Source organism: Hydrogenophaga sedimenti (genome assembly GCF_051857515.1).
GTDB lineage: Bacteria > Pseudomonadota > Gammaproteobacteria > Burkholderiales > Burkholderiaceae_C > Hydrogenophaga.
This window is the reverse complement of the sequence record NZ_JBPZHA010000009.1, coordinates 185,078-205,838: the sequence shown is the minus strand read 5'-3', so window position 1 is coordinate 205,838 and position 20,761 is coordinate 185,078. Positions and strand designations below refer to the sequence as shown.

At 67.0% G+C, this 20,761-nt stretch carries 20 protein-coding genes and 2 pseudogenes; 12 read left to right on the top strand and 10 right to left on the bottom strand.

Annotated features, from left to right (window positions below; genetic code table 11):
* The first annotated feature begins 319 nt into the window (after positions 1-319).
* Positions 320-817, top strand: a complete 498-nt coding sequence (pedF, locus tag ACS5NL_RS16055) for a cytochrome c-550 PedF (RefSeq protein WP_439354923.1) — start codon at positions 320-322, stop codon at positions 815-817.
* A 56-nt stretch (positions 818-873) separates the two neighbouring features.
* On the top strand, positions 874-1,764 hold the full coding sequence (locus tag ACS5NL_RS16050) for a substrate-binding periplasmic protein (protein ID WP_439354922.1): 891 nt from the start codon (positions 874-876) through the stop codon (positions 1,762-1,764).
* Positions 1,765-1,869: 105 nt separating this feature from the next.
* On the opposite strand, the gene ACS5NL_RS16045 is transcribed toward ACS5NL_RS16050, so the two are convergent.
* The 8 genes and pseudogenes from ACS5NL_RS16045 to ACS5NL_RS16010 all read right to left on the bottom strand — a co-directional run bounded on the left by ACS5NL_RS16045 (position 1,870) and on the right by ACS5NL_RS16010 (position 10,707).
* Positions 1,870-2,979, bottom strand: a complete 1,110-nt coding sequence (locus ACS5NL_RS16045) for a helix-turn-helix domain-containing protein (RefSeq protein ID WP_439354921.1) — start codon at positions 2,977-2,979, stop codon at positions 1,870-1,872.
* A gap of 95 nt (positions 2,980-3,074) precedes the next feature.
* Positions 3,075-4,151 (bottom strand): XdhC family protein, encoded by a 1,077-nt coding sequence (locus tag ACS5NL_RS16040; protein ID WP_439354920.1) that lies wholly within the window; start codon positions 4,149-4,151, stop codon positions 3,075-3,077.
* Positions 4,152-4,194: 43 nt separating this feature from the next.
* Positions 4,195-4,812: an SRPBCC family protein gene (locus ACS5NL_RS16035; RefSeq protein ID WP_439354919.1), complete on the bottom strand. Its 618-nt coding sequence runs from the start codon at positions 4,810-4,812 to the stop codon at positions 4,195-4,197.
* A 39-nt stretch (positions 4,813-4,851) separates the two neighbouring features.
* The gene (locus ACS5NL_RS16030; protein ID WP_439354918.1) at positions 4,852-6,036 is read right to left on the bottom strand and encodes a vWA domain-containing protein; all 1,185 of its coding nucleotides are present in this window, start codon (positions 6,034-6,036) and stop codon (positions 4,852-4,854) included.
* Positions 6,037-6,054: 18 nt separating this feature from the next.
* Positions 6,055-6,975 carry an AAA family ATPase gene (locus tag ACS5NL_RS16025; protein ID WP_439354917.1) on the bottom strand — a complete coding sequence of 307 codons (921 nt, stop codon included), beginning with the start codon at positions 6,973-6,975 and terminating at the stop codon, positions 6,055-6,057.
* Between the two features lie 73 nt (positions 6,976-7,048).
* Positions 7,049-7,810, bottom strand: a pseudogene (locus tag ACS5NL_RS16020) (FAD binding domain-containing protein); the annotation flags it as partial.
* A 45-nt stretch (positions 7,811-7,855) separates the two neighbouring features.
* Positions 7,856-10,225 (bottom strand): annotated as a pseudogene (locus ACS5NL_RS16015) (xanthine dehydrogenase family protein molybdopterin-binding subunit); the annotation flags it as partial.
* A gap of 11 nt (positions 10,226-10,236) precedes the next feature.
* Positions 10,237-10,707: a (2Fe-2S)-binding protein gene (locus ACS5NL_RS16010; protein WP_439354916.1), complete on the bottom strand. Its 471-nt coding sequence runs from the start codon at positions 10,705-10,707 to the stop codon at positions 10,237-10,239.
* A gap of 431 nt (positions 10,708-11,138) precedes the next feature.
* Here ACS5NL_RS16010 and ACS5NL_RS16005 point away from each other — a divergent pair, with 431 nt between their 5' ends.
* The 6 genes from ACS5NL_RS16005 to ACS5NL_RS15980 all read left to right on the top strand — a co-directional run bounded on the left by ACS5NL_RS16005 (position 11,139) and on the right by ACS5NL_RS15980 (position 16,120).
* Positions 11,139-11,612, top strand: a complete 474-nt coding sequence (locus tag ACS5NL_RS16005) for a 4Fe-4S dicluster domain-containing protein (protein WP_439354915.1) — start codon at positions 11,139-11,141, stop codon at positions 11,610-11,612.
* 25 nt (positions 11,613-11,637) lie between these two features.
* A complete protein-coding gene (locus tag ACS5NL_RS16000) occupies positions 11,638-13,485 on the top strand; it encodes an aldehyde ferredoxin oxidoreductase family protein (protein ID WP_439354914.1) in 1,848 nt (615 codons plus the stop codon).
* A 72-nt stretch (positions 13,486-13,557) separates the two neighbouring features.
* The gene (locus tag ACS5NL_RS15995; RefSeq protein WP_439354913.1) at positions 13,558-14,913 is read left to right on the top strand and encodes an NAD(P)/FAD-dependent oxidoreductase; all 1,356 of its coding nucleotides are present in this window, start codon (positions 13,558-13,560) and stop codon (positions 14,911-14,913) included.
* A 7-nt stretch (positions 14,914-14,920) separates the two neighbouring features.
* Positions 14,921-15,175, top strand: a complete 255-nt coding sequence (gene thiS / locus ACS5NL_RS15990; RefSeq protein ID WP_439354912.1) for a sulfur carrier protein ThiS — start codon at positions 14,921-14,923, stop codon at positions 15,173-15,175.
* Positions 15,176-15,196: 21 nt separating this feature from the next.
* Positions 15,197-15,502 (top strand): hypothetical protein, encoded by a 306-nt coding sequence (locus ACS5NL_RS15985; protein ID WP_439354911.1) that lies wholly within the window; start codon positions 15,197-15,199, stop codon positions 15,500-15,502.
* A gap of 159 nt (positions 15,503-15,661) precedes the next feature.
* Positions 15,662-16,120 carry a hypothetical protein gene (locus ACS5NL_RS15980; protein ID WP_439354910.1) on the top strand — a complete coding sequence of 153 codons (459 nt, stop codon included), beginning with the start codon at positions 15,662-15,664 and terminating at the stop codon, positions 16,118-16,120.
* On the opposite strand, the gene ACS5NL_RS15975 is transcribed toward ACS5NL_RS15980, so the two are convergent.
* Positions 16,110-17,060, bottom strand: a complete 951-nt coding sequence (locus tag ACS5NL_RS15975) for a LysR family transcriptional regulator (protein ID WP_439354909.1) — start codon at positions 17,058-17,060, stop codon at positions 16,110-16,112. The two genes, ACS5NL_RS15980 and ACS5NL_RS15975, sit on opposite strands and share 11 nt — an antisense overlap.
* Before the next feature lie 121 nt (positions 17,061-17,181).
* On the opposite strand from ACS5NL_RS15975, the gene ACS5NL_RS15970 reads away from it, so the two are divergent.
* The 4 genes from ACS5NL_RS15970 to ACS5NL_RS15955 all read left to right on the top strand — a co-directional run bounded on the left by ACS5NL_RS15970 (position 17,182) and on the right by ACS5NL_RS15955 (position 20,413).
* Complete coding sequence (locus tag ACS5NL_RS15970) at positions 17,182-18,171, top strand: Bug family tripartite tricarboxylate transporter substrate binding protein (protein WP_439354908.1); 990 nt, start codon at positions 17,182-17,184, stop codon at positions 18,169-18,171.
* Between the two features lie 38 nt (positions 18,172-18,209).
* On the top strand, positions 18,210-19,109 hold the full coding sequence (gene ttdA, locus ACS5NL_RS15965) for a L(+)-tartrate dehydratase subunit alpha (RefSeq protein WP_439354907.1): 900 nt from the start codon (positions 18,210-18,212) through the stop codon (positions 19,107-19,109).
* 79 nt (positions 19,110-19,188) lie between these two features.
* Positions 19,189-19,797, top strand: a complete 609-nt coding sequence (ttdB, locus tag ACS5NL_RS15960) for a L(+)-tartrate dehydratase subunit beta (RefSeq protein WP_439354906.1) — start codon at positions 19,189-19,191, stop codon at positions 19,795-19,797.
* 82 nt (positions 19,798-19,879) lie between these two features.
* The gene (locus ACS5NL_RS15955; RefSeq protein WP_439354905.1) at positions 19,880-20,413 is read left to right on the top strand and encodes an RrF2 family transcriptional regulator; all 534 of its coding nucleotides are present in this window, start codon (positions 19,880-19,882) and stop codon (positions 20,411-20,413) included.
* Here the strand turns inward: ACS5NL_RS15955 and ACS5NL_RS15950 are convergent.
* Entirely contained in the window at positions 20,400-20,759 is a 360-nt protein-coding gene (locus tag ACS5NL_RS15950; protein ID WP_439354904.1) for a DUF6559 family protein, read from the bottom strand. The two genes, ACS5NL_RS15955 and ACS5NL_RS15950, sit on opposite strands and share 14 nt — an antisense overlap.
* Positions 20,760-20,761 lie beyond the last annotated feature (2 nt).

Below are 20,761 nucleotides of genomic sequence, written 5' to 3'. Positions count from 1 at the left end.
TTGTCGTCTTGGGTCATGTGATTTTCTTCATATCTGTGCCACGAATCAACAGCGGGAATCCCCGAATGAAACAGGTCGTGGCAGATGCCTCCTTTCGGTACAAAGCAATTCCCCGGCCATCACCATCCGGTGGGCTTGTGGGGTGCGGGTGTCACATCCGACCCCTCTGGCACAGACGGGTGATTCAATTTGGAACACTTTTCCGGTGTCACCTGACCGGGGTCTGCGGCCAGACTTGGCTCCTGCGGTGGGTGCGGTCGTGGCCTGCTTATTGCTTTTCAGGGTCTCAGTGACCTTTTTTGATTCCGGAGACAACCCCATGAAGTCGATTTTTTCTTCCCTTTTCCAGCGTCGTGCAGCCCAGGCCCTGGTGCTGTCCGCCGCCGCCCTGGGCGCCGTTTCGGTGATGGCCCACGGTGACGTGACGCCCCAGGCGGTCGACACCCACACCCTGCCCCAGCTGGGCGAGAAGTGGCTCGAAGCCAACCCCTACAACGAACAGAGCCCGGCGCGCGCCGAAGCGCTGCGCATCGGCACCTCGGCGTTCAACCAGAACTGCGCGCGCTGCCATGGCCTGGAGGCCATCTCCGGCGGCATCGCGCCCGACCTGCGCAAGATCGACAGCGAATGCCTGGGTCTGGCCGATGCCGGCAAGAAGGCCGCCTGCTTCAAGGAAATGGACGACTACTTCCTCTCGACCGTGCGCCGTGGCCGCACCCGCGACGGCCGTGTCTACATGCCGCCGTTCGAGGCGACACTCTCGCAGGAAGCGATCTGGACGATCCGCACCTACATCGAGACCCGCCGCGTTCCCTGAACCCGGGATTCGGCCGGGCCGCAGCACCAGAACACACAGAGACAGAGACAAGACCCATGACCGATACCTCCAAGAAAGCACAACGCCAGGGGCTGCGCCGCCGCGAAGCCCTGGCCTTGCTGCCGCTGCTGGCCGCCCCCTGGCCGGCGCTGGCGCAGACCGACCTGACCGATCTGGAGCGCGTGCGCGCCACCGGCACGCTCAAGGTCGCCGTCTACAAGGACAACGCGCCGTTCTCCAGCGGCCCGGTCGCCGACATGAAGGGGCTGGACGTCTCGCTGGCCGAGGCGCTGGCCCGCAAGATGAATCTCAAGCTTTCGCTGCTGCCGTTCGACGCGGGCGAGAACATGGGAGACGACCTGCGCAACATGGTCTGGCGCGGCCACTACCTGGGTTACGGCCCGGCGGACGTGATGCTGCAGGTGCCGGCCGACCGGTACCTGGCCAACGCCAACCCGCAGGTCGCGATCATCTCGCCCTACATGCGCCAGTCCAACGTGCTGCTGCACGACACGCGGCGGCTGGCCGATGCGGCCTCGCCCGAAGACCTCAAGGGCCAGGCCCTGGCGGCCGAGAAGGGCTCCGGTGCCGCCAGCGTCCTGATGGGTTACGGCGGCGGTCTGCTGCGCAACCAGGTTGCGATCTTCAACTCCGGTGTCGAAGCGGCGCAGGCGGTGCTCGATGGCAAGGCCGTGGGCGCTTTCGTTTCGCGCGCGCAGGCCGAGTCGGTGCTGTCGCGCCAGCCGGCGGCCGCGGCCCAGTTCCGCATCAGCAAGATCACCTTCAACAACGGCATCGTCGACAACGGCTGGCCGGTGGGACTGGCGATCAAGTCGTCCAACAAGAACCTGGGCGAAGCGCTGGACACCGCGATGAAGGCGATCCGCGAGAGCGGCGAGATGCTGGCGATCTTCAAGCAGCATGGACTGACGCTGACCGCGCCTTGATCCCTCCGCGCCGCGCTGCGCGCGTCACCCCCCAGGGGGCGATGCCTGCAGCCCGGTGGAGCCGGTTCCGCGGCATCCTGGACCCCAAAAGCCTGATCGAAGCGATCAGGCTTTTTTTCTGGTGAGCTTGCGGTAGACGGTTGCTCGGCTGATGCCCAGGGCGCGGGCGGCTTCCATGACGTTGCCGCGGGCGTCTTCGACGGCGCGGCGGATCAGGGCGGCCTCGACGTCCTTGAGCGGCATGCTGTGGCTGGCCGGGCGGGCGGCGCCGGTGACGCGGCCCGGACCCTGGGCCAGCAGTTGCAGGCGCAGGCCGGACCAGAGCGGTACCTCGAAGGCCTGGCGCTGCGAGCGCGCGGCGTCAAACAGGCTGTCGGTCGGCACCGCAAACACTTCGCTGCAATGCATCGCTCCCTGCTGCGGCATCAGGCCCAGCATGTCGGTGGCGGCCCGGTTGGCGCCGGTGATCCGGCCTTCGTCGTCGACGCAGACCAGTCCGTCGTTGTCGTCGCCCAGCACCCGGCCCGGCCAGTTCAGGCGCAGCAGCAGGCGGTGCGGGCGCGAGGTGGTCAGCGCGTTTTCAATGCTGCGAGCCGACTGCGTCACCAGGTGCTTGAGCGCCGGCTGCTCGGCCACGTCGATGCCGGTCAGGTCGAGCATCCCGACACAGTGGCCATCCGGCCCCCAGATGGGGGCGCCGGCGCAGCTGAACACGCCGGTGTCGTTGAAGAAGTGTTCGCCCCGGTGCAGCCAGACCGGCTCCTGGTCGGTCAGCGTCGTGCCGATGGCGGTGGTGCCGACGGCCGACTCCGACAGGTCGACGCCGACCCGGGCGATCGCGGCCGACCGGGGATTGCTGCGGTCGACCGGTCCGTCGACATCGATCACCGTGCCGCGGGCGTCGGTCAGGATGGCGAAGTAGCGGGTGTGCACCATGGCGCGCGACAGCGAGCGGATCACTGGCGTCGCGGCCTGGATCAATGGCTTGGTGGCTTCCAGCGCCAGCCGCATGTCGCTGGTGTTCACCGGCTCGAACACCACCCGCTGCTGCGGCTGGTGTCCCATCGCCAGGCAGCGCCGCCAGGAGCGTTCGATCGAGGGCGCCAGCCAGGGCGTCGGTCCGTTCTCCCGGGCGTCCAGCACGGCATGCCGGGCGCGCTCGATGAGGGCCAGTCGCTGGTCGGGGGGCGTGGGAGTCTGTGCGTTAGGGGTCACGTCGGCCTCTGCGATCGGGGACAGTAGTGTTGCAGATTGCGACAGGGGTGAACACTTTGTCGACCCCTGCGCCTGCGCAGCACCTGTTCCGCAAATCACGTGCCACGCGTTCCCGTGAAACAGACCGGCGCATCGGGCTGGTCGTCCCGGGGCTGGATGCGGTCCTTGGCCGGACCGACCTGGGTATCGCGGGGCAGGGCGACGCCGTTCTTCACCGCCAGCACCTCGGCCATGATGCTGACCGCGATCTCCGAAGGCATCTTGCTGCCGATGTAGATGCCGATCGGCCCGCGCATCGTGGCCAGGCTCTCGTCGGTCTGGTCGAAGTGTTCGATCATGCGGGCGCGGCGCGCCTCGTTGTTGCGGCGCGAACCGATGGCGCCGACATAGAAGGCTTCGGTGTCCAGGGCTTCGAGCAGGGCGAGGTCGTCGAGCTTGGGATCGTGGGTCAGGGCAATCACACAGGTGCGCCGGTCGACCGCGAATTCGCGCACCACGTCGTCGGGCATGCCGGTGACCAGCTGCGCGGCCGGCACGTTCCAGCCGCCGCGGTATTCCTCGCGCGGGTCGCAGACGGTGACCGAGAAGCCGCAGAAGACCGCCATGGTCGACAGGTACTCGGCCAGCTGGCCGGCGCCGATCAGCAGCATGCGGTACTCGGGGCCGAAGGTGTTGCGCAGGATCTGGCCGTCGTCGCTCAGGGCTTCGGGCCGCTCGCAGGGCGCCACCGTCACCTGGCCGCTCGCCAGGTCGGTGCAGCGCAGCATCAGGCGACCTTCGCCCAGTGCCTGCACCAGCGCGGCCAGCACCGCCGGATCGGGGTTGAATTCGAGCATCAGCTCCAGCGTGCCGCCGCAGGGCAGGCCGAAGCGGTGGGCTTCGTCGGCGCTGACCCCGTACTTCACGCGCTCGGGCGGACCATCGGGAATGTCGTGCGTCGCCGTCGCGGCTTGCGCATCGGCGTGCCGGCGGTAGCGGTAGATCAGGTCGTCCTCGATGCAGCCGCCCGAGACCGAGCCGACGACCGCGCCGGTTTCGCACAGGGCCATGATCGAGCCGACCGGCCGGGGCGACGAGCCCCAGGTGCGGATCACCGTGGCCAGCAGCGCGCGGCGCCCTTGCCGCCGCCATTGCAGCAGCTGGCGCAGGACGGTGATGTCGAGGTTTTCCATGAAAGGTCTCCGGGGCGAGGCGGTCGTCGTCGGGGGGGGAGGCTCAACGATTGAACCACCACAGCGCCAGCAGCACGGCCGCGCCCGCGACCCAGACCCAGGTCGGAATGCCACCGCTCCGGGCCGCCGCAGCAGGCGCCGCCGGGGGAGCTCCAGCGTCGGCGGCAGGGGCCTCGGCCGCCGCCTGCGCCGCGTCGCGCGCCGCATAGGCCTCGGGATGGGCCTTCTGCATCGCCTCGTCGAAGCGCTTGAAGAAGTCCTCGGCCATCGACTTCGCGGTGCCGTCGATCAGTCGCTGGCCCAACTGGGCGACCTTGCCGCCGACGGTGGCGTGCACCTTGTAGTCCAGTTCGCAGCCCGTGCCGGCGGGCGTGAGCCTGACTTCGGCCGTGCCCTTGCCGAAGCCGGCCACGCCGCCCTGGCCCTCGAAGTTGATCTTGTAGGACTCGGGCGGGACGATGTCGGAGAGCAGGATCTTGCCGGCGAACTTGGCCGCGACCGGGCCGATCTTGAGCGCCATGCCGACCGCGTACTGGTGGTCGCCGCTGGCCTCGACCTTGTCGCAGCCAGGGATGCAGGCCTTGAGCACCTCGGGGTCGTTCAGCGCATCCCAGGCCTGTCGCTGGGAGATGGCGAGAGAGCGGTTGCCTTGCATGTCCATGGGATGGTTCCTCTTTGTTGTGGGTATGGGATGAAGGGGTCAGCGGCGCAGCACGGCCGCGATGCTGGCGGCCAGGTCTTCGAGCTTGCTGAGGTTGTGCACGGCCAGCATCCCGTGCGCGTGGGTGTGCAGCGCGGCGGCGCCGCGGGCGAGCGGGGCGTAGCCGTCGAAACGCAGCAGCGGGTTGAGCCAGAGCAGGCGGCCGCAGCGGCGGCGCATCCAGGCCAGCGCGTCGGACAGCACCTCGGGTTCCCCGGTGTCCAGGCCGTCGCTGACGACCAGCACCAGGGTGCGGCGCCCGACCAGGCGCCGGGCGTGATCGTGCCGCAGGGTTTGCAGCGCCGCGCCGAGCTGTGTGCCGCCGGCGAAGTCGGCGATGGCCTCGTTGGCGTGCGCCAGCATCTCGTCGGTGTCGGCCAGCTTGAACGCGGGCGTGAGGTCGGTGAGGTGCGTGCCGAAGGCGAACACGTCGCGCCGCCGGTGGTGCCGCGTCGCCGCGTGCAGGAAGGCCAGCAGCAACCGGGTGTAGCGCTCCATCGAGCCCGACACGTCGACCAGCACCATCAGCGGCAGCGGCTGCTCTCGGCGCGCCAGCCGGGGCAGCTCCATCAGCTCGCCGCCGTGCCGCACCGCGCGGTGCATGGCGCGTTGCCAGTGTGGCCGCGCGCCTTTCTCGCCGGGCTGTGTGCGGCGTGCGTCGTAGGTCGGCAGCGGCAGCCGGATGTCGCGCGCCAGCCGCTCCACCAGCCGGTACTCCTTGCCCGAGAGGGCGTTGAAGTCGGCGTGGCGCAGGCGCTGGATGTCGCTGGCCGTCATGGCCGCGTCGAACTCGACCTTCTGGTCTTCTTCCTTGGGCTTGGCTTGGTGGCCGTAGGCTTTCTGCGGCGATAGGGCTTCGCGCACGCGCGGACGGCGTTTGCTCGGCTCGGCCTTGCCCTCGGCGGAGGGCAGCAGTTGTGACAGCAATTTTTGAGCGATTTCTGGGTTGCGGAAGTAGGTGTCGAACAGTTCGCGGAACACCATGCGGTCCTGCTCGCGCGCGACCAGCACCGCCTCCATCGCGGCGCTCACGTCTTCCTTGCGCTCCAGGCCGACCGCCAGTGCGGCCGAGGCCGCGAGCGCGATGCGCGAGCTGTCGACCCGCACGCCGGCGCGGCGCAGGGCCCGCCCGAAGCCGGCGATGTTGTCGGCCAGCTTGCCGCTCCGTGCGTCACCGAGTTGCATGGCGAATCCGCGGGGCCATCAGGCGGGGGTGTCCGCGGGCCTGAGCAGTTCGGCGGCCATGTCGCGGGTGAGGGCTGCGACGTCTTCGCGCTGCTTGAACAGGATGCCGGCGGTGTCGGCCAGCACCTCGGGGTCGACCGCCAGCGTGTCCAGCGCGACCAGGGCCTTGGCCCATTCGACGCTTTCGGCGATGCCCGGCGAGCGCTGGAAGGCGTTGGCGAACGGCTGGCTGCGCAGCCGGCCAACGACCTCGGCAACCTGCGCCGAGAGTTCGGCCGAGGCCTGCGGCACCTGAGCGCGCACGATCTCCAGTTCGCGCTCGCGCTCGGGGTAGTCGAGCCAGTGGTAGAGGCAGCGGCGCTTGACCGCGTCGTTGAGTTCGCGGGTGCGGTTGCTGGTGAGGATGGTGACCGGCGCGAACGCTGCGCGCACCGTGCCCAGCTCGGGAATGCTGACCTGGTATTCGCCCAGGTATTCGAGCAGGAAGGCCTCGAAGGGTTCGTCGGCGCGGTCGACCTCGTCGATCAGCAGCATCGCGCCGGGAGCCGGTGTCTGCAGCGCTGCCAGCAGCGGACGCTTGATCAGGTAGCGCTCCTGGTAGACCTCGCGTTCGATCTGGGCGACGTCCTCGGCCGGTGCGTGTTCCAGCCGGCTCTGGGCTGCGCGCATGTGCAGCAGCTGGGCCGCGTAGTTCCATTCGTAGAGTGCTTCGCGCTGCTCCAGCCCGTCGTAACACTGCAGGCGCAGCAGCTCACGCTGCAGCGCCACCGCCAGCGCCTTGGCCAGCTCGGTCTTGCCCACGCCAGGTTCGCCTTCGAGCAGCAGCGGGCGCTGCAGCTTCAACGCGAGGAACACGGCGGTGGCCAGGCGCCGGTCCGCGTAGTACCCGGCACCCTGCAGGGCCTGCGTCAGCGCGTCGATGGAAGGGAAGGCGGTCATGGAAGGAGGAAGGTGTGGCGGAAAAAGGGCCCCGGGTCGTTCAACACGGGGCCCTGGCGGTGACAGCCGGAAATCAGGACAGCTGGGCGACGGCGCGCTGGGTCAGCACGTTGATCAGGTTGGCGCGGTAGGCGGCGCTGGCGTGGATGTCGGCGCCGCAGTCGTCGGCACTGACCTTCACGCCGGCGGCGGACTGGGCGGTGAAGCTGGCGTTGAGCGCGGCCTCCAGGCCGGCATGGCGGAACACGCCGTTGCCCGCACCGGTCACGGCCACCCGCACGCCGCTGTCGGTCTGCGCCACGAACACGCCGATCAGCGCGAAGCGCGAGGCCGGCTGGTTGAACTTCACGTAGGCCGCCTTCTTCGGCACCGGGTAGCTGATCGCGGTGATCAGCTCATCCTCTTCGAGGGCCGTGGTGAACATGCCCTGGAAGAAGTCGTCGGCTGCAATCTTGCGTTTCGTGGTGTGCACTGTGGCACCGAGGCCGAGCACGGCGCTGGGGTAGCAGGCCGAGGGGTCGTTGTTGGCGACCGATCCGCCCATGGTGCCCATGGCGCGCACCTGCTTGTCACCGATGTGGCCGGCCAGGTGGGTGAGGGCGGGAATGGTCGCGGCGACGTCGGCGCTGGTGGCCACATCGACGTGGCGCGTCATGGCGCCGATCACGAGCGCGTTGCCTTCCTTGCGGATGCCGGCGAGCTCCTTGACGCCGCCCAGGTCGACCAGGTTGCCCGGGTCGGACAGGCGCAGCTTCATCGAGGCCAGCAGGGTCTGGCCGCCGGCCAGGGGCTTGGCGCCGCCGGCGGCCGCCTTGGTGGCGTCGGCCAGGGTCGCGGGTTTGTCGAGGGTGAATGTGTACATGAGGTCCTCCTGCGGTCGGGCCTTGGCAGACTGGATGGCTTCCCAGACACGGCCGGGCGAAGCGGGCATGTCGAATTCCTTGACGCCCAGCGGATGCAGGGCGTCGAGCACGGCGTTGATCACTGCTGGTGGTGAGCCGATCGCGCCGGCCTCGCCGCAACCTTTGGTGCCCAGCGGGTTGTGGGTGCAGGGGGTGCAGATGGTGCCGATCTTGAACTCGGGGAAGTCGTCGGCGCGCGGCATGGCGTAGTCCATGAACGAGCCGGTGAGCAGCTGGCCGGTCTCCTTGTCGTAGACGCAGTTTTCGAGGATCGCCTGGCCGATGCCCTGCACGATGCCGCCGTGCACCTGGCCCTCGACGATCATCGGATTGATGATGGTGCCGAAGTCGTCGACCGCGGTGAACTTGTCGACGCGGGTCTTGCCGGTCGCCGGGTCGATCTCGACCTCGCAGATGTAGGTGCCGGCCGGGAAAGTGAAGTTGGTCGGGTCGTAGAACGCGGTTTCGTTCAGGCCCGGCTCCAGCTTGTCCAGCGGGTAGTTGTGCGGCACGTAGGCGGTCAGCGCGACCTGGCCGAAAGTGACCTTCTTGTCGGTGCCCTTGACGGTGAACTCGCCGTTGGCGAACTCGACGTCGGCGTCGCTGGCTTCCATCAGGTGGGCCGCGATCTTCTTGGCCTTGGTCTCGATCTTGTCCAGCGCCTTCATGATGGCCGCGCCGCCGACCGAGATCGAGCGCGAGCCGTAGGTGCCCATGCCGAAGGGCACGCGGCCGGTGTCGCCGTGCACCACGTCCACCGCGTCGACCGCGATGCCCAGGCGAGCCGCGACGACCTGCGCGAAGGTGGTTTCGTGGCCCTGGCCGTGACTGTGAGAGCCGGTGAACACGGTCACGCTGCCGGTCGGGTGCACGCGAACTTCGCCGCACTCGAACAGGCCGGCCCGCGCACCGAGCGCGCCCGCGATGTTCGACGGCGCGATGCCGCAGGCCTCGATGTACGAGCTGTAGCCGATGCCGCGCAGCAGTCCCTTGGCGGCGCTGGCGGCCTTGCGTTGCACGAAGCCGGCCACATCGGCCATGTCTTCGGCCTTGGTCAGCGCGCCCAGGTAGTCGCCCACGTCGTACTGCAGGGCGACCGGCGTCTGGTAGGGCCAGCTGCTGATGAAGTTGCGCTTGCGGATCTCGGCCTGCGACAGACCCAGCTCCCAGCCGCAACGGCTGACCAGGCGTTCGAGCAGGTAGGTCGCTTCGGGGCGGCCGGCGCCGCGGTAGGCATCGACCGGCGCGGTGTTGGTGAACCAGGCGTCGACCTCGACGTAGATCTGCGGGCAGGTGTACTGGCCGGCCAGCAGCGTGGCGTAGAGGATGGTCGGCACGGCCGACGCGAAGGTCGACAGGTAGGCGCCCATGTTGGCGTCGGTGTGCACCCGCATCGCGAGGAACTTGCCATTGGCGTCCATTGCCATTTCGGCGTGGCTGATGTGGTCGCGGCCGTGCGCGTCGGTCAGGAAGGACTCGCTGCGTTCGCAGGTCCACTTGATGCTGCGGTTGGTCTGCTTGGCGGCCCAGGTCAGGGCTACGTCTTCGGCGTACAGGAAGATCTTGGAGCCGAAGCCGCCGCCGACGTCGGGCGCGATCACGCGCACCTTGTGTTCGGGCAGGCCGAGCACGAAGGCGGTCATCAGCAGGCGCTCGACGTGCGGATTCTGGTTGGCGACGTAGAGGGTGTATTCCTCGGTCGCGCGGTTGTACATGCCGATGGCCGCGCGCGGCTCCATCGCGTTGGGCACCAGGCGGTTGTTGGTCAGGTCCAGCTTGGTCACGTGCGCTGCGTTGGCGAATGCGGCGTCGACCTGCGACTTGTCGCCGATGGCCCACTTGTAGCAGTGGTTGTCGGGCGCGGCATCGTGCACGGCCGGGCCTTGTGCGGCGGTGCGCATGTCGATCACGGCGGGCAGCACGTCGTAGTCGACCTCCACCGCCTCGGCCGCGTTCTTGGCCTGCTCCAGGGTCTCGGCGATCACCATCGCCACCTGGTCACCGACGTAGCGCGCCTTGCCGATCGCCAGGATCGGGTGCGGCGGCTCCTTCATCGGGGTGCCGTCGGTCGAGGTGATGAGCCAGCCGCAGGGCAGGCCGCCCATCTTGCCGTCGATGTCGGCGCCGGTGAAGATCGCCACGACCCCGGGCATCGCCTTGGCGCGCGCGGTGTCGATGCTCCTGATGCTGGCGTGTGCGTGCGGGCTGCGAACGAACACGGCGTAGCTCTGGGCCGCCTGCGTGATGTCGTCGGTGTACTGACCGGCGCCGGTCAGGAATCGGTAGTCCTCCTTGCGGCGGACAGCGGAGCCGATGTGCGGCAGGTTGCTGAAGTCGGATGCACCCATGTCTTGTCTCCTCAGGCCGAAGCCATGTCGGCCTTGCCCTTGAGCACGGCCTTGACGATGTTCTGGTAACCGGTGCAGCGGCACAGGTTGCCTTCGAGCAGCTCGCGGACTTCCGCTTCGCCGGCCTTGGGGTGGTGCTGGCACAGGTCGACCGCGCTCATGACCATGCCGGGGGTGCAGAAGCCGCATTGCAGGCCATGACACTCCTTGAACGCCGCCTGCATCGGGTGCATGGCGCCGTCGGCGCTGGCCAGGCCCTCGATCGTGGTGATCTCCGAGCCGCTGACCTGGGCGGCCAGCACATTGCACGACTTGATCGCCCGTCCGTCCCTGATCACGGTGCAGGCGCCGCACTGCGAGGTGTCGCAGCCGACGTGCGTGCCGGTGAGCTTGAGGTGCTCGCGCAGCAGCTGGACGAGGAGGGTGTTGGGAGGGACGTCGACGGACTTGGACTGGCCGTTGACCTTGAGCTGAACCTGCATCGTTGTCTCCTGATTTGTGGGGTCCACAAACAGTGAAACATCGAGGCTCGGCTGTCGAATTGCGTGTTAACCCTCAAACCCAAATTCCAGTCGGAAACATTCTCAAATTGAGACATCTTCTGAGAATGGAAAAGTTGTTGATTTGAAAGGAAAAATATGAATTGTTCGGGTGTGGTTTGGTTATGCTTTCTATTTCATAAGACGGGCCTGTGAAATGGATTAAATTGGATGAATTGGCAAATAAATTTCATTGAATTCAACCATCTTCCGAAAGATGGGTGGGATGTCTCAAACTGAGACTTTCTGAATCCAGAGACAGGTGTTCCGGGTTAACCCTGACGATTCCGAGGTGTTTGGCGACAACAATCGTATGAACACATGGTCATACGCCCGTCGGTGTCTGTGTGTGCCCCACCACCGGAGAAAAAATCATGCAGAAAACACTCCACATCAACCCGGACAAGTGCACCGGCTGCCTGCAGTGCGAAATGGCCTGCTCGTTCGAGAACTACGGCACCTACGCCACCTCGAAGTCGCGCATCAAGGTCTTCGACTTCCACCACACCGGCAAGAAAGTGCCCTACACCTGCACGCAGTGCGACGAGGCCTGGTGCCTGCACGCCTGCCCGGTCGAGGCGATCACGGTCGACAAGGACACCGGCGCCAAGGTGGTGAACGAAACCACCTGCGTGGGCTGCAAGGTCTGCACCATCAGCTGCCCCTTCGGCACCATCAACTACGTGCAGGAAACCGGCAAGGTCCAGAAGTGCGACCTCTGCGGTGGCGACCCGGCCTGTGCAGACGCCTGCCCGACCGGTGCAATCACCTTTGTCGACGCCAACTGGACCGGCATGGACAAGATGAAACAGTGGGCCGACAAGCTGGGCAACCAGCCCGCCGCCTGATCACGACGCAACAAGGAGAAGCAACATGTCCTGGGCTGGAAAAATCCTCCGCGTCAATCTGACCGCGGGCACCGTCACCTCCGAACCGCTGAACATGGAGTGGGCGCGTGCCTACCTCGGTTCGCGCGGCCTCGCCTCCAAGTACCTGATCAGCGAAATCGACCCCAAGGTCGACCCGCTGTCGCCAGAGAACAAGATCATCTGGGCCACCGGCCCGCTGACCGGCACCATGGCCTCCACCGGCGGCCGCTACACCGTCGTCACCAAGGGGCCGCTGACCGGCGCCATCGCCTGCTCCAACTCGGGCGGCTACTGGGGCGCCGAGCTCAAGATGGCCGGCTGGGACATGGTCATCTTCGAAGGCAAGTCGGCCAAGCCGGTCTACCTGTACATCAACGACGACGTGGCCGAACTGCGCGACGCTGGCCACCTCTGGGGCCAGAGCGTCTGGAAGACCGAAGAAGCCCTCAAGACCAGCCTGCAGGACCCGCTGCTGCGCGTCTCCAGCATCGGCAAGTCCGGTGAAGTCGGCGTGCTGTACGCGGCCGTGGTGAACGACCTGCACCGTGCGGCCGGCCGCTCGGGCGTGGGCACCGTCATGGGCTCCAAGAACCTCAAGGCCATCGCCGTGCGCGGCACCAAGGGTGTCGGCAACGTGCGCGACCCCAAGGCCTTCATGGCCGCCGCCAAGGCCGCCAAGAAGGTGCTGGCCGACAACGCCGTCACCGGCCAGGGCCTGCCCACCTACGGCACCCAGGTGCTGATGAACGTGATCAACGAAATCGGCGGTCTGCCCACGCGCAACCACCGCGACGTGCAGTTCGAAGGCGCCAAGGACATCTCGGCCGAAGCCATGGCCACGCCGCGCGCCACCGATGGCAAGAAGCACCTGGTGACCAACCAGGCCTGCTTCGGCTGCACCATCGCCTGCGGCCGCATCTCCAAGATCGACGAAGGCCACTTCTCGGTCGCCAACAAGCCCGAGTACTGGGGCGCGTCCGGCGGTCTGGAATACGAAGCGGCCTGGGCCCTGGGCGCCGCCAACGGCGTGAACGACCTCGAAGCGCTGCAGTTCGCCAACCTGATCTGCAACGAAGAGGGCATGGACCCGATCTCCTTCGGCGCCACCATCGGTGCGGTGATGGAGCTGTACGAAATGGGCGTGCTGACCAAGGAACAGATCGGCATCGAAGCGCCGTTCGGCTCGGCCAAGGCGCTGTGCGAACTGGCGGTGATGACCGCCCGCGGCGAAGGCTTTGGCAAAGAGATCGGCATGGGCTCCAAGCGCCTGACCGCCAAGTACGGCCACCCCGACCTGTCCATGAGCGTCAAGGGCCAGGAGTTCCCGGCCTACGACGGTCGCGTGATCCAGGGCATCGGCCTGGCCTACGCCACGTCCAACCGCGGTGCCTGCCACCTGCGCGGCTACACCATCGCCTCCGAAGTGCTGGGCATTCCGGTCAAGACCGAGCCGTCCGAGAGCGAGGGCAAGCCCGAGCTGGTCAAGGCCTTCCAGGACGCGACCGCCGCCTTCGATTCCGCCGGCGTCTGCATCTTCACCAGCTTCGCCTGGACCCTGGCCGACGTGGCACCGCAGGTGCAGGCCGCCTGTGGCGAGGAGTTCACGATGGAACACCTCAACCACATCGGCGAACGCATCTGGAACATGGAGCGCGAGTTCAACAACGCCGCGGGCTTCACCAAGGCCGACGACAACCTGCCCAAGCGCCTGATGACCGAAGCCGCCAAGACCGGCCCGGGCAAGGGCACGGTCAGCAAGCTCGGCGAGATGCTGCCCAAGTACTACACCGCCCGTGGCTGGGACAGCGAAGGCCGTCCGACCGCCGACACCAAGGCACGCCTGGGTCTCTGATCCTTGCGTCTGGGACTGAGTGCATGAAGAAGCGGTCCCCGTGACCGCTTCTTTTTTTTGGAGAACATCAACATGACCCACCACGTCATCCTCGGCGCCGGCCCCGCCGGCGTCATCGCGGCCGAAACCATCCGCAAGCACGCACCGCGCGACACCATCACCGTGATCGGCGACGAGAACGAAGCGCCGTACTCCCGCATGGCCATTCCCTACCTGCTGATCCGCAAGGTCGGCGAAGAGGGCACACACCTGCGCCACACGGCAGGCCACTTCGAGGCGCTGGGCATCACGGTCAAGCGCGGTGTGCGCGCCAAGGTGCTGGACTCCGCCAAGCGGACCATCGAACTGAGCGACGGCAACACCATCGGCTTCGACACGCTGCTGATCGCCACCGGCTCCTCGCCCGCGACGCCGCCGATTCCCGGCATCCAGGGCCCCGGCGTGCACAGCTGCTGGACCCTGGCCGACGCGCGCGCGATCGCCAACCTGGCCAAGCCGGGCGCCAAGGTGCTGCAGATGGGCGCTGGCTTCATCGGCTGCATCATCATGGAAGCGCTGCAGCAGCGCGGCGTGGAACTGTCGGTGGTCGAGATGGGCGACCGCATGGTGCCGCGCATGATGGGCCCGACGGCCGGCGGCATGATCAAGGACTGGTGCGAGACCAAGGGCGTGAAGGTCTACACCGGCGCCCGGGTCGAGGCCATCGAACGCGGTGCACAGGCCGAGCCCGGCCTGCTGGGCAAGATCGCGCAGGTCGTGGGTCTGGGCAGTTCGGCCATGCCCACGGGCAAGATGACGGTGCGTCTGTCCACCGGCCAGCAGCTCGAAGCCGACCTGGTCATCAGCGCCACCGGCGTCAAGCCCAACATCGGCTTCCTGGAAAACTCCGGCGTGCGCTGCCTGGTCGGCGTGCTGACCGACGAGCACCTGCAGACCAATGTGCCCGGCATCTACGCTGCGGGCGACTGCGCCGAGGCCTTCGACAAGGTCAGCGGCAAGACCATCGTCAGCGCGATCCAGCCCAATGCCGCCGAGCAGGCGCGCGTGGCGGCGCTCAACATGGTCGGCCAGAAGGCCGAGCTGATGGGCGTGACGCAGATCAACGTGCTCGACACCCTGGGCCTGATCTCCAGCAGCTTCGGCAACTGGGAAGGCCTGCCGGGCGGTGAGCATGTGGAACTGACCGACAAGGCCAACCACAAGCACCTGAGCCTGCAGTTCAAGGGCGACCAGATGGTTGGTTGCAACAGCGTGGGCTGGACCGAGCATGTGGGCGTGATGCGTGGCCTGGTCGAAGGCCAGGTCCGGCTCGGCGAGTGGAAAGACCGGCTGATCGCCGATCCCACGAAGCTGATGGATGCTTACCTCTCTGCGGCGCAGGGCCAAGGGCACTGGGCGGGCGCGGCCGACGACCGACGCCGGGCATGATCCGGGCATGAAGATCACCTTCAAGCTCTTTGCCACGCTCACCGACTACCTGCCCCCCGACGCCCGGCGCAGCAACCAGGTTGAACTGGAGGTGGCGCCGGATGCCCCGATCAGCCAGATCATCGAGCCCTTCGGCCTGCCGCCGAAGCTGGTGCATCTGGTGCTGGTCAACGGCAGGTACATCGCGCCCGAACTGCGCCTGACGGCCACGCTCGCCGAAGGCGATGTGCTGGCCATCTGGCCGCCGATCGCGGGCGGCTGAGACCGGCGGCGGACCAGAACCATGCAGTCGTCCTATCCGGAGCGCTTCGAGCGCGACATGGGCACCTCCGAGGCCGAATGGCTGGCGGCGCTGCCGCGCGCCATCGGGGCTGGTCACCCGTGGTCCATGGACGGCCACCATTGCGCCGTGGTGCAGATCGGTACCGGTACCCTGCGGATCGCCTGGCACACCTTGCCCGAGCGCCGCATCGCGCTGCTGGTGATGCGGCGGCTGGGCGTGTCGTTCGAGTTCCGCGGGCTGGACGCCGGGCAGCGGCTGGCCTTCATGAAGCCCTTCGATCTGGCGATGCAGCGCGGCGGCGGTTGAACTTTGGTGTTGTGCGCCACGGGCCGTTTAACACTTGGGTGTCCGTTGTAAAGCTTTGTTCGGGCGGTCAATTTCTCCCGTTTCCCGCCGATGTACTTCTCAGACCCCGGCCCTTGATCGGGGGCTGGCCACGAAGTCCAACGCTTGAAAGGGAACGACATGAAGCTCATCGCCACCGTCCTGTCTGCTGGCGCCATCCTGGCGCTGACGGCCTGTTCCACCGCACCGGTGTCCGTGCCCACGGCGGCTGCCAAACCGGTCTTCCAGGCACAGATCACCCAGTTCGGTGACCCCAAGGTCAATGAAGCCGCCAGCGCCTATGTCTCTCCCTACAAGCAGGCGATCGAAGCGAGCCTGCAGTCGGGCAAATACCAGCGCGAGCTGGCCTTCAAGCACCTGAACGCCGAGTCCTGCTTCGACAGCCGGGTCAGCCGCCTGCTGGACAAGTCCCTCACGCCCGAACAGAAAGTGAGCCTGGTGCAGCCGTATGTGGCGCCAGAGAAGCTCAAGGCCTACGAAACCCTGGCCCGCGGCCATCTGCTGCGCCCCAACGGTCTGGAGACCTTCTCCTGCGAAATCGCCGGCCTCTCGGTGGATCGCGCCAACGTCAAGTACTGACGTTCCTTCCGGGTCGATCGCCCGACCCGTCGGCCCGGGCAAAGGCCTGTGCCACGAAGTCGACAAAGCTGCGCACCCGCGCCGCCATCTGGTGGCGCTGCGGGTAGACCGCGTAGATGTCGGCGTCGGGCGTGAAGCACTGCGGCAGCACCTGCACCAGCCGCCCGCTCTTGAGGTAGCGCTCGATGTCCCACTCGGCGCGCATCAGGATGCCGTGCCCGTCGAGCGCCCAGTTCACCGCAATCTCCCCGTCGTTGGTGGTCAGGCTGCCGCGTGTCTTGACCGCTTCGGTCTGTGCCTGCCGGCCCTTGCCGTGCGTGAGGCGCCAGGTGCCGTAGGCCTCTTCCCCCTGCCGGATGCCGATGCAGTTGTGGCGCGTCAGCTCGTGCGGCGTGCGTGGCGTGCCGTGCTTCTTCAGGTAGGCCGGCGAGGCGCAGAGCAGTCGCCGGTTGGGCGCGATGTGGCGTGCGATCACGCGCGCATCCGGCGGTGCGCCAAAACGGATGCAGACATCGAACGCGTCGTCGGTCAGCGGCGGCGGATTGACCGAGAGCTGCAGCTGCACGTCCACGCTCGGGTGCAGCCGCACGAAGCGTGAGATCAGCGGCGCGATGTGGGTGCGGCCGAAGCCCAGCGTGGCGTTGACGCGCAGCAGGCCCTGCGGGCTGGACTTGGACGCGCCCAGCAGTTCGCCCAGGTCCTGGATCTCGCCCAGGATGCGGCGCGCATGTTCCAGGTACAGCTCACCCTCGGGCGTGAGACCCATGCGCCGCGTCGTGCGGTTGACCAGGCCGACGCCCAGCCGCGCCTCCATCTGCGCCAGGTGCCGGCTCACCGCCGGGGTGGTGATGCCCAGCTCGCGCGCCGCCGCGCTCAGGCTGCCGGCGCTCGCCAGCGTGGAGAAAAAGCCGAGATCGGCCGGCTGGATGCCTTCGCCCACTGCGTCTCCTGATTGTTGAGTTCAGGTTAATTATGGATTCAGTTTCCGGGTGATTGATCGGAGGCCCTGAAACCTACAGTCCGCTCCGTCAGACCACATTCCAACCCGACGGAGACAAGACATGACCCCACACCTCCCGCGCCGCGCACTGCTCGGCCTCGCTGGCACCCTGACCCTGGCCGCCACCTTCGGCGCTGGCGGTGCCTGGGCCCAGACCTTCCCGGCCAAGCCCATCAGCCTGATCGTGCCGTTCCCGCCGGGCGGCACCACCGACGTGCTGGCGCGCGCCCTGGGCGAGCGCCTGTCGACCGCGCTGTCGACGCCGGTGGTGGTGGAAAACAAGCCGGGTGCGGGCGCCACCATCGGCGCCGACTACGTGGCCAAGGCCAAGGCCGACGGCCATGTGCTGCTGGTCGGCGCGGTGCACCACACGATTGCCACCAGCGTCTATCCCAAGCTGCCCTACGACTTCCAGAAGGACCTGGCGCCCATCACCACGATCGCGATGGTGCCCAACGTGCTGGTGGTCAATGCCAGCACGCCGGTGAAGAACGTGGCCGAGCTGCAGAGCTTCCTCAAGGCCAAGCCCGACAAGGCCGTGTTCGGCTCCAACGGCAACGGCACGGCGCAGCACCTGATCGGCACGCAGTTCGAGAACCTCACCGCCATCAACCTCACGCACATTCCCTACAAGGGTTCGGGCCCGATGGCGACCGACCTGCTGGGCGGCCAGATCACGATGAGCTTCGACACCGTCACGCCGGTGCTGCCGCACATCAAGGCCGGCAAGCTGCGCGCCCTGGCCGTGACCACCGCCAGGCGCTCGGCCGCGCTGCCCGACGTGCCGACGCTCGAAGAAGCCGGCCTCAAGGGCTTCAACATCGGCACCTGGTTCGGCGTGCTCGCTCCCGCGGCGACGCCCAAGGACGTGGTGGCCCGCCTGAACGCCGAGATGGTCAAGATCATCCACTCGCCCGATTTCGTCAAACGCATGGACGAGATCGGCGCCCAGCCCATCGGCGACAAGCCCGAAGAGATGGCGCGCCAGATCAGGGACGAGACCGCCAAGTTCTCCACCCTCGTCAAGGCCGCCAAGGTCGTCATCGAGTGAACCCCTCCGCCCCCTTCACACCCACCCAGGAGCCCACCGTGGACAAAGCCACCGCCGTCGCCGATCTGACCGATCTGCTGGCGAAATTCACCTCCCACATCGGCAAGCGCCTGCCCACCGACGTGACCCAGAAGCTCGGCGAACTGCGCGAGAAGGAAGTCAACTTCCTCGCCAAAGAGGTCTACGAGTCGATGCGCCAGAACCAGGAAGCGGCCGACAAGCTCGACCGCCCGAGCTGCCAGGACACCGGCGTGATCCAGTACTTCCTGCAGGCCGGTGCGAAGTTCCCGCTGCTCGGCGAGCTGGAGGAAATCCTGCAGGGTGCCACCGCCGGCGCCACCCGCATGGGCCCGCTGCGCCACAACGCGGTGGAGACCTTCGAAGAGAAGAACACCGGCACCAACACCGGCAGCAAGATCCCCTGGCTGGACTGGGAGATCGTGCCCAACGACGACAGCGTGACCATCGACGTCTACATGGCCGGCGGCGGCTGCACGCTGCCGGGCAAGGCCACGGTGCTGATGCCGGGACAGGGCTACGAAGGCGTGGCCGAGTTCGTGTTCGACGTCATTACCTCGCGCGGTGTCAACGCCTGCCCGCCGCTGCTGGTGGGGGTGGGTGTGTCCACCTCGGCCGAGACCGCGGCGCGCCTGTCCAAGAAGGCGATTCTGCGGCCCGTCACCTCGCGCAACCCGAACGACAAAGCGGCGCTGATGGAAGAGCTGCTGGCCGACGGCCTGAACGAACTGGGCCTGGGCCCGCAAGGCCTGACCGGCAACAACAGCGTGATGGGCGTGAACATCGAATCGTCCGCGCGCCACCCGTCCACCATCGGTGTGGCGGTGTCCACCGGCTGCTGGGCGCACCGCCGCGGCCGCATCAAGATCAACGCCGATCTGACGCACGAAGTCATCTCGCACGAAGGCTTTCAAGCATGAAACACATCCCCCCACACTCCGCCGCTGCGCGGGTCGTTGCCCCCCAGGGGGTGCTTTTCATCTTGGGAGCGGCCCGGCGATGAAAAAAATCCTCACCACCCCCATCAGGGACGAAGACCTGGAGTCGCTGAACATCGGCGACGTGGTCTACCTCACCGGCACGCTGGTGACCTGCCGCGACGTGGCGCACCGCCGCCTGATCGAACAGGGCCGCGAACTGCCAGTGCAACTCAAGGGTGGCGCGATCTTCCACGCCGGGCCCATCGTGCGCCAGAAAGACGACGGCGAGTACGAGATGGTCTCCATCGGACCGACCACCAGCATGCGCATGGAGAAGTTTGAGAAGGCCTTCATCGAACAGACCGGCGTCAAGCTGATCGTGGGCAAGGGCGGCATGGGCCCCGAGACGCAGCAGGGCTGCCTGGAGAACAAGGCGGTGCACGCCATCTTCCCCGGCGGCTGCGCGGTGCTGGCCGCCACCCAGGTGGAAAAGATCGAGGCCGCCGAGTGGACCGACCTGGGCATGCCCGAGACCCTCTGGGTCAACCGCGTCAAGGAGTTCGGCCCGCTGATCATCTCGATCGACACCAAGGGCAAGAACCTGATCGAGGAGAACAAGGCGGTCTTCAACGAGAAGAAGAAGCCGATCCTGGAGAAGATCAACCAGCAGGTGCGCTTCATCAAATGATCGGTCGCCAGAGGCCCGGAAAATCGGGGTAGAGTGCAGATGCAGCTACCCCGGGCTGTATCCCGAGCAAGATGGCAATCCGATGCGACTGACCCAGTGGACCGACTACAGCCTGCGCGTCCTGATGTATTGCGCGGCCTGCGAAGGCCGCGCCCTGCCGCCCACCGTCAGCGAGATCGCTGAGGCGCACGGCATCTCGCGCAGCCACCTGACCAAGATCGTGATGATCCTTGCCGGCCACGGCTGGCTGGCCACCACGCGGGGGCGGGGCGGCGGTCTGCGCCTGCTGGCCGATCCACGCTCGCTGACCCTGGGCCAGATCGTCCGCGAGACCGAACCCGACCTGAACCTGGTCGAGTGCTTCGACGGGCAGAGCAACACCTGCCGTCTGGATGGTTACTGTCGGCTCAAGGGTGCGCTGGGCACGGCCATGCAGGCCTTCCTGACGGCGCTCGATGGTGTCACGCTGTCGGATCTGCTGGCGCCCACGGCGGCGTCCGCCGCGGTGGCCGGGCAGCTGCCGCACCTGATCCCGATCCAGATGGTGGCGCTGAGGCGCCCGGCGGCCAAGGTCGCGCCGGTGGCCAGTCCGCGCAGGGCCGTCAAAAGTCGATGAAATCGAACAACGAGAAGTCGATGTCGGGAAACTGCAGCCAGGACAGGTCGACGTCGAACCAGGAGGTGTCGCTGGCGGTGCTCACCGAGCTGAGCATGTCGCTCTTCATCGAAACGTAGTTGCAGGTCTCGCCGATTGACCGGTGGAAGTCATCAAAGTCCTGGTGCGAGTTGAAGCTGGCATGCGACCAGCACACGAAGTCGATGTCGATCTTCTGCCGCTGGTTGGCCCGTTTGACTTCGTCGACCGAGTAGTAGCGTTTCTTTCCGTAGTGTTTGATCAGATCGTTGCCGACGAGACGGACCTGGCGACGGCGGTCGGTGGGCGAGATGGTGCAGGCTGGCATGT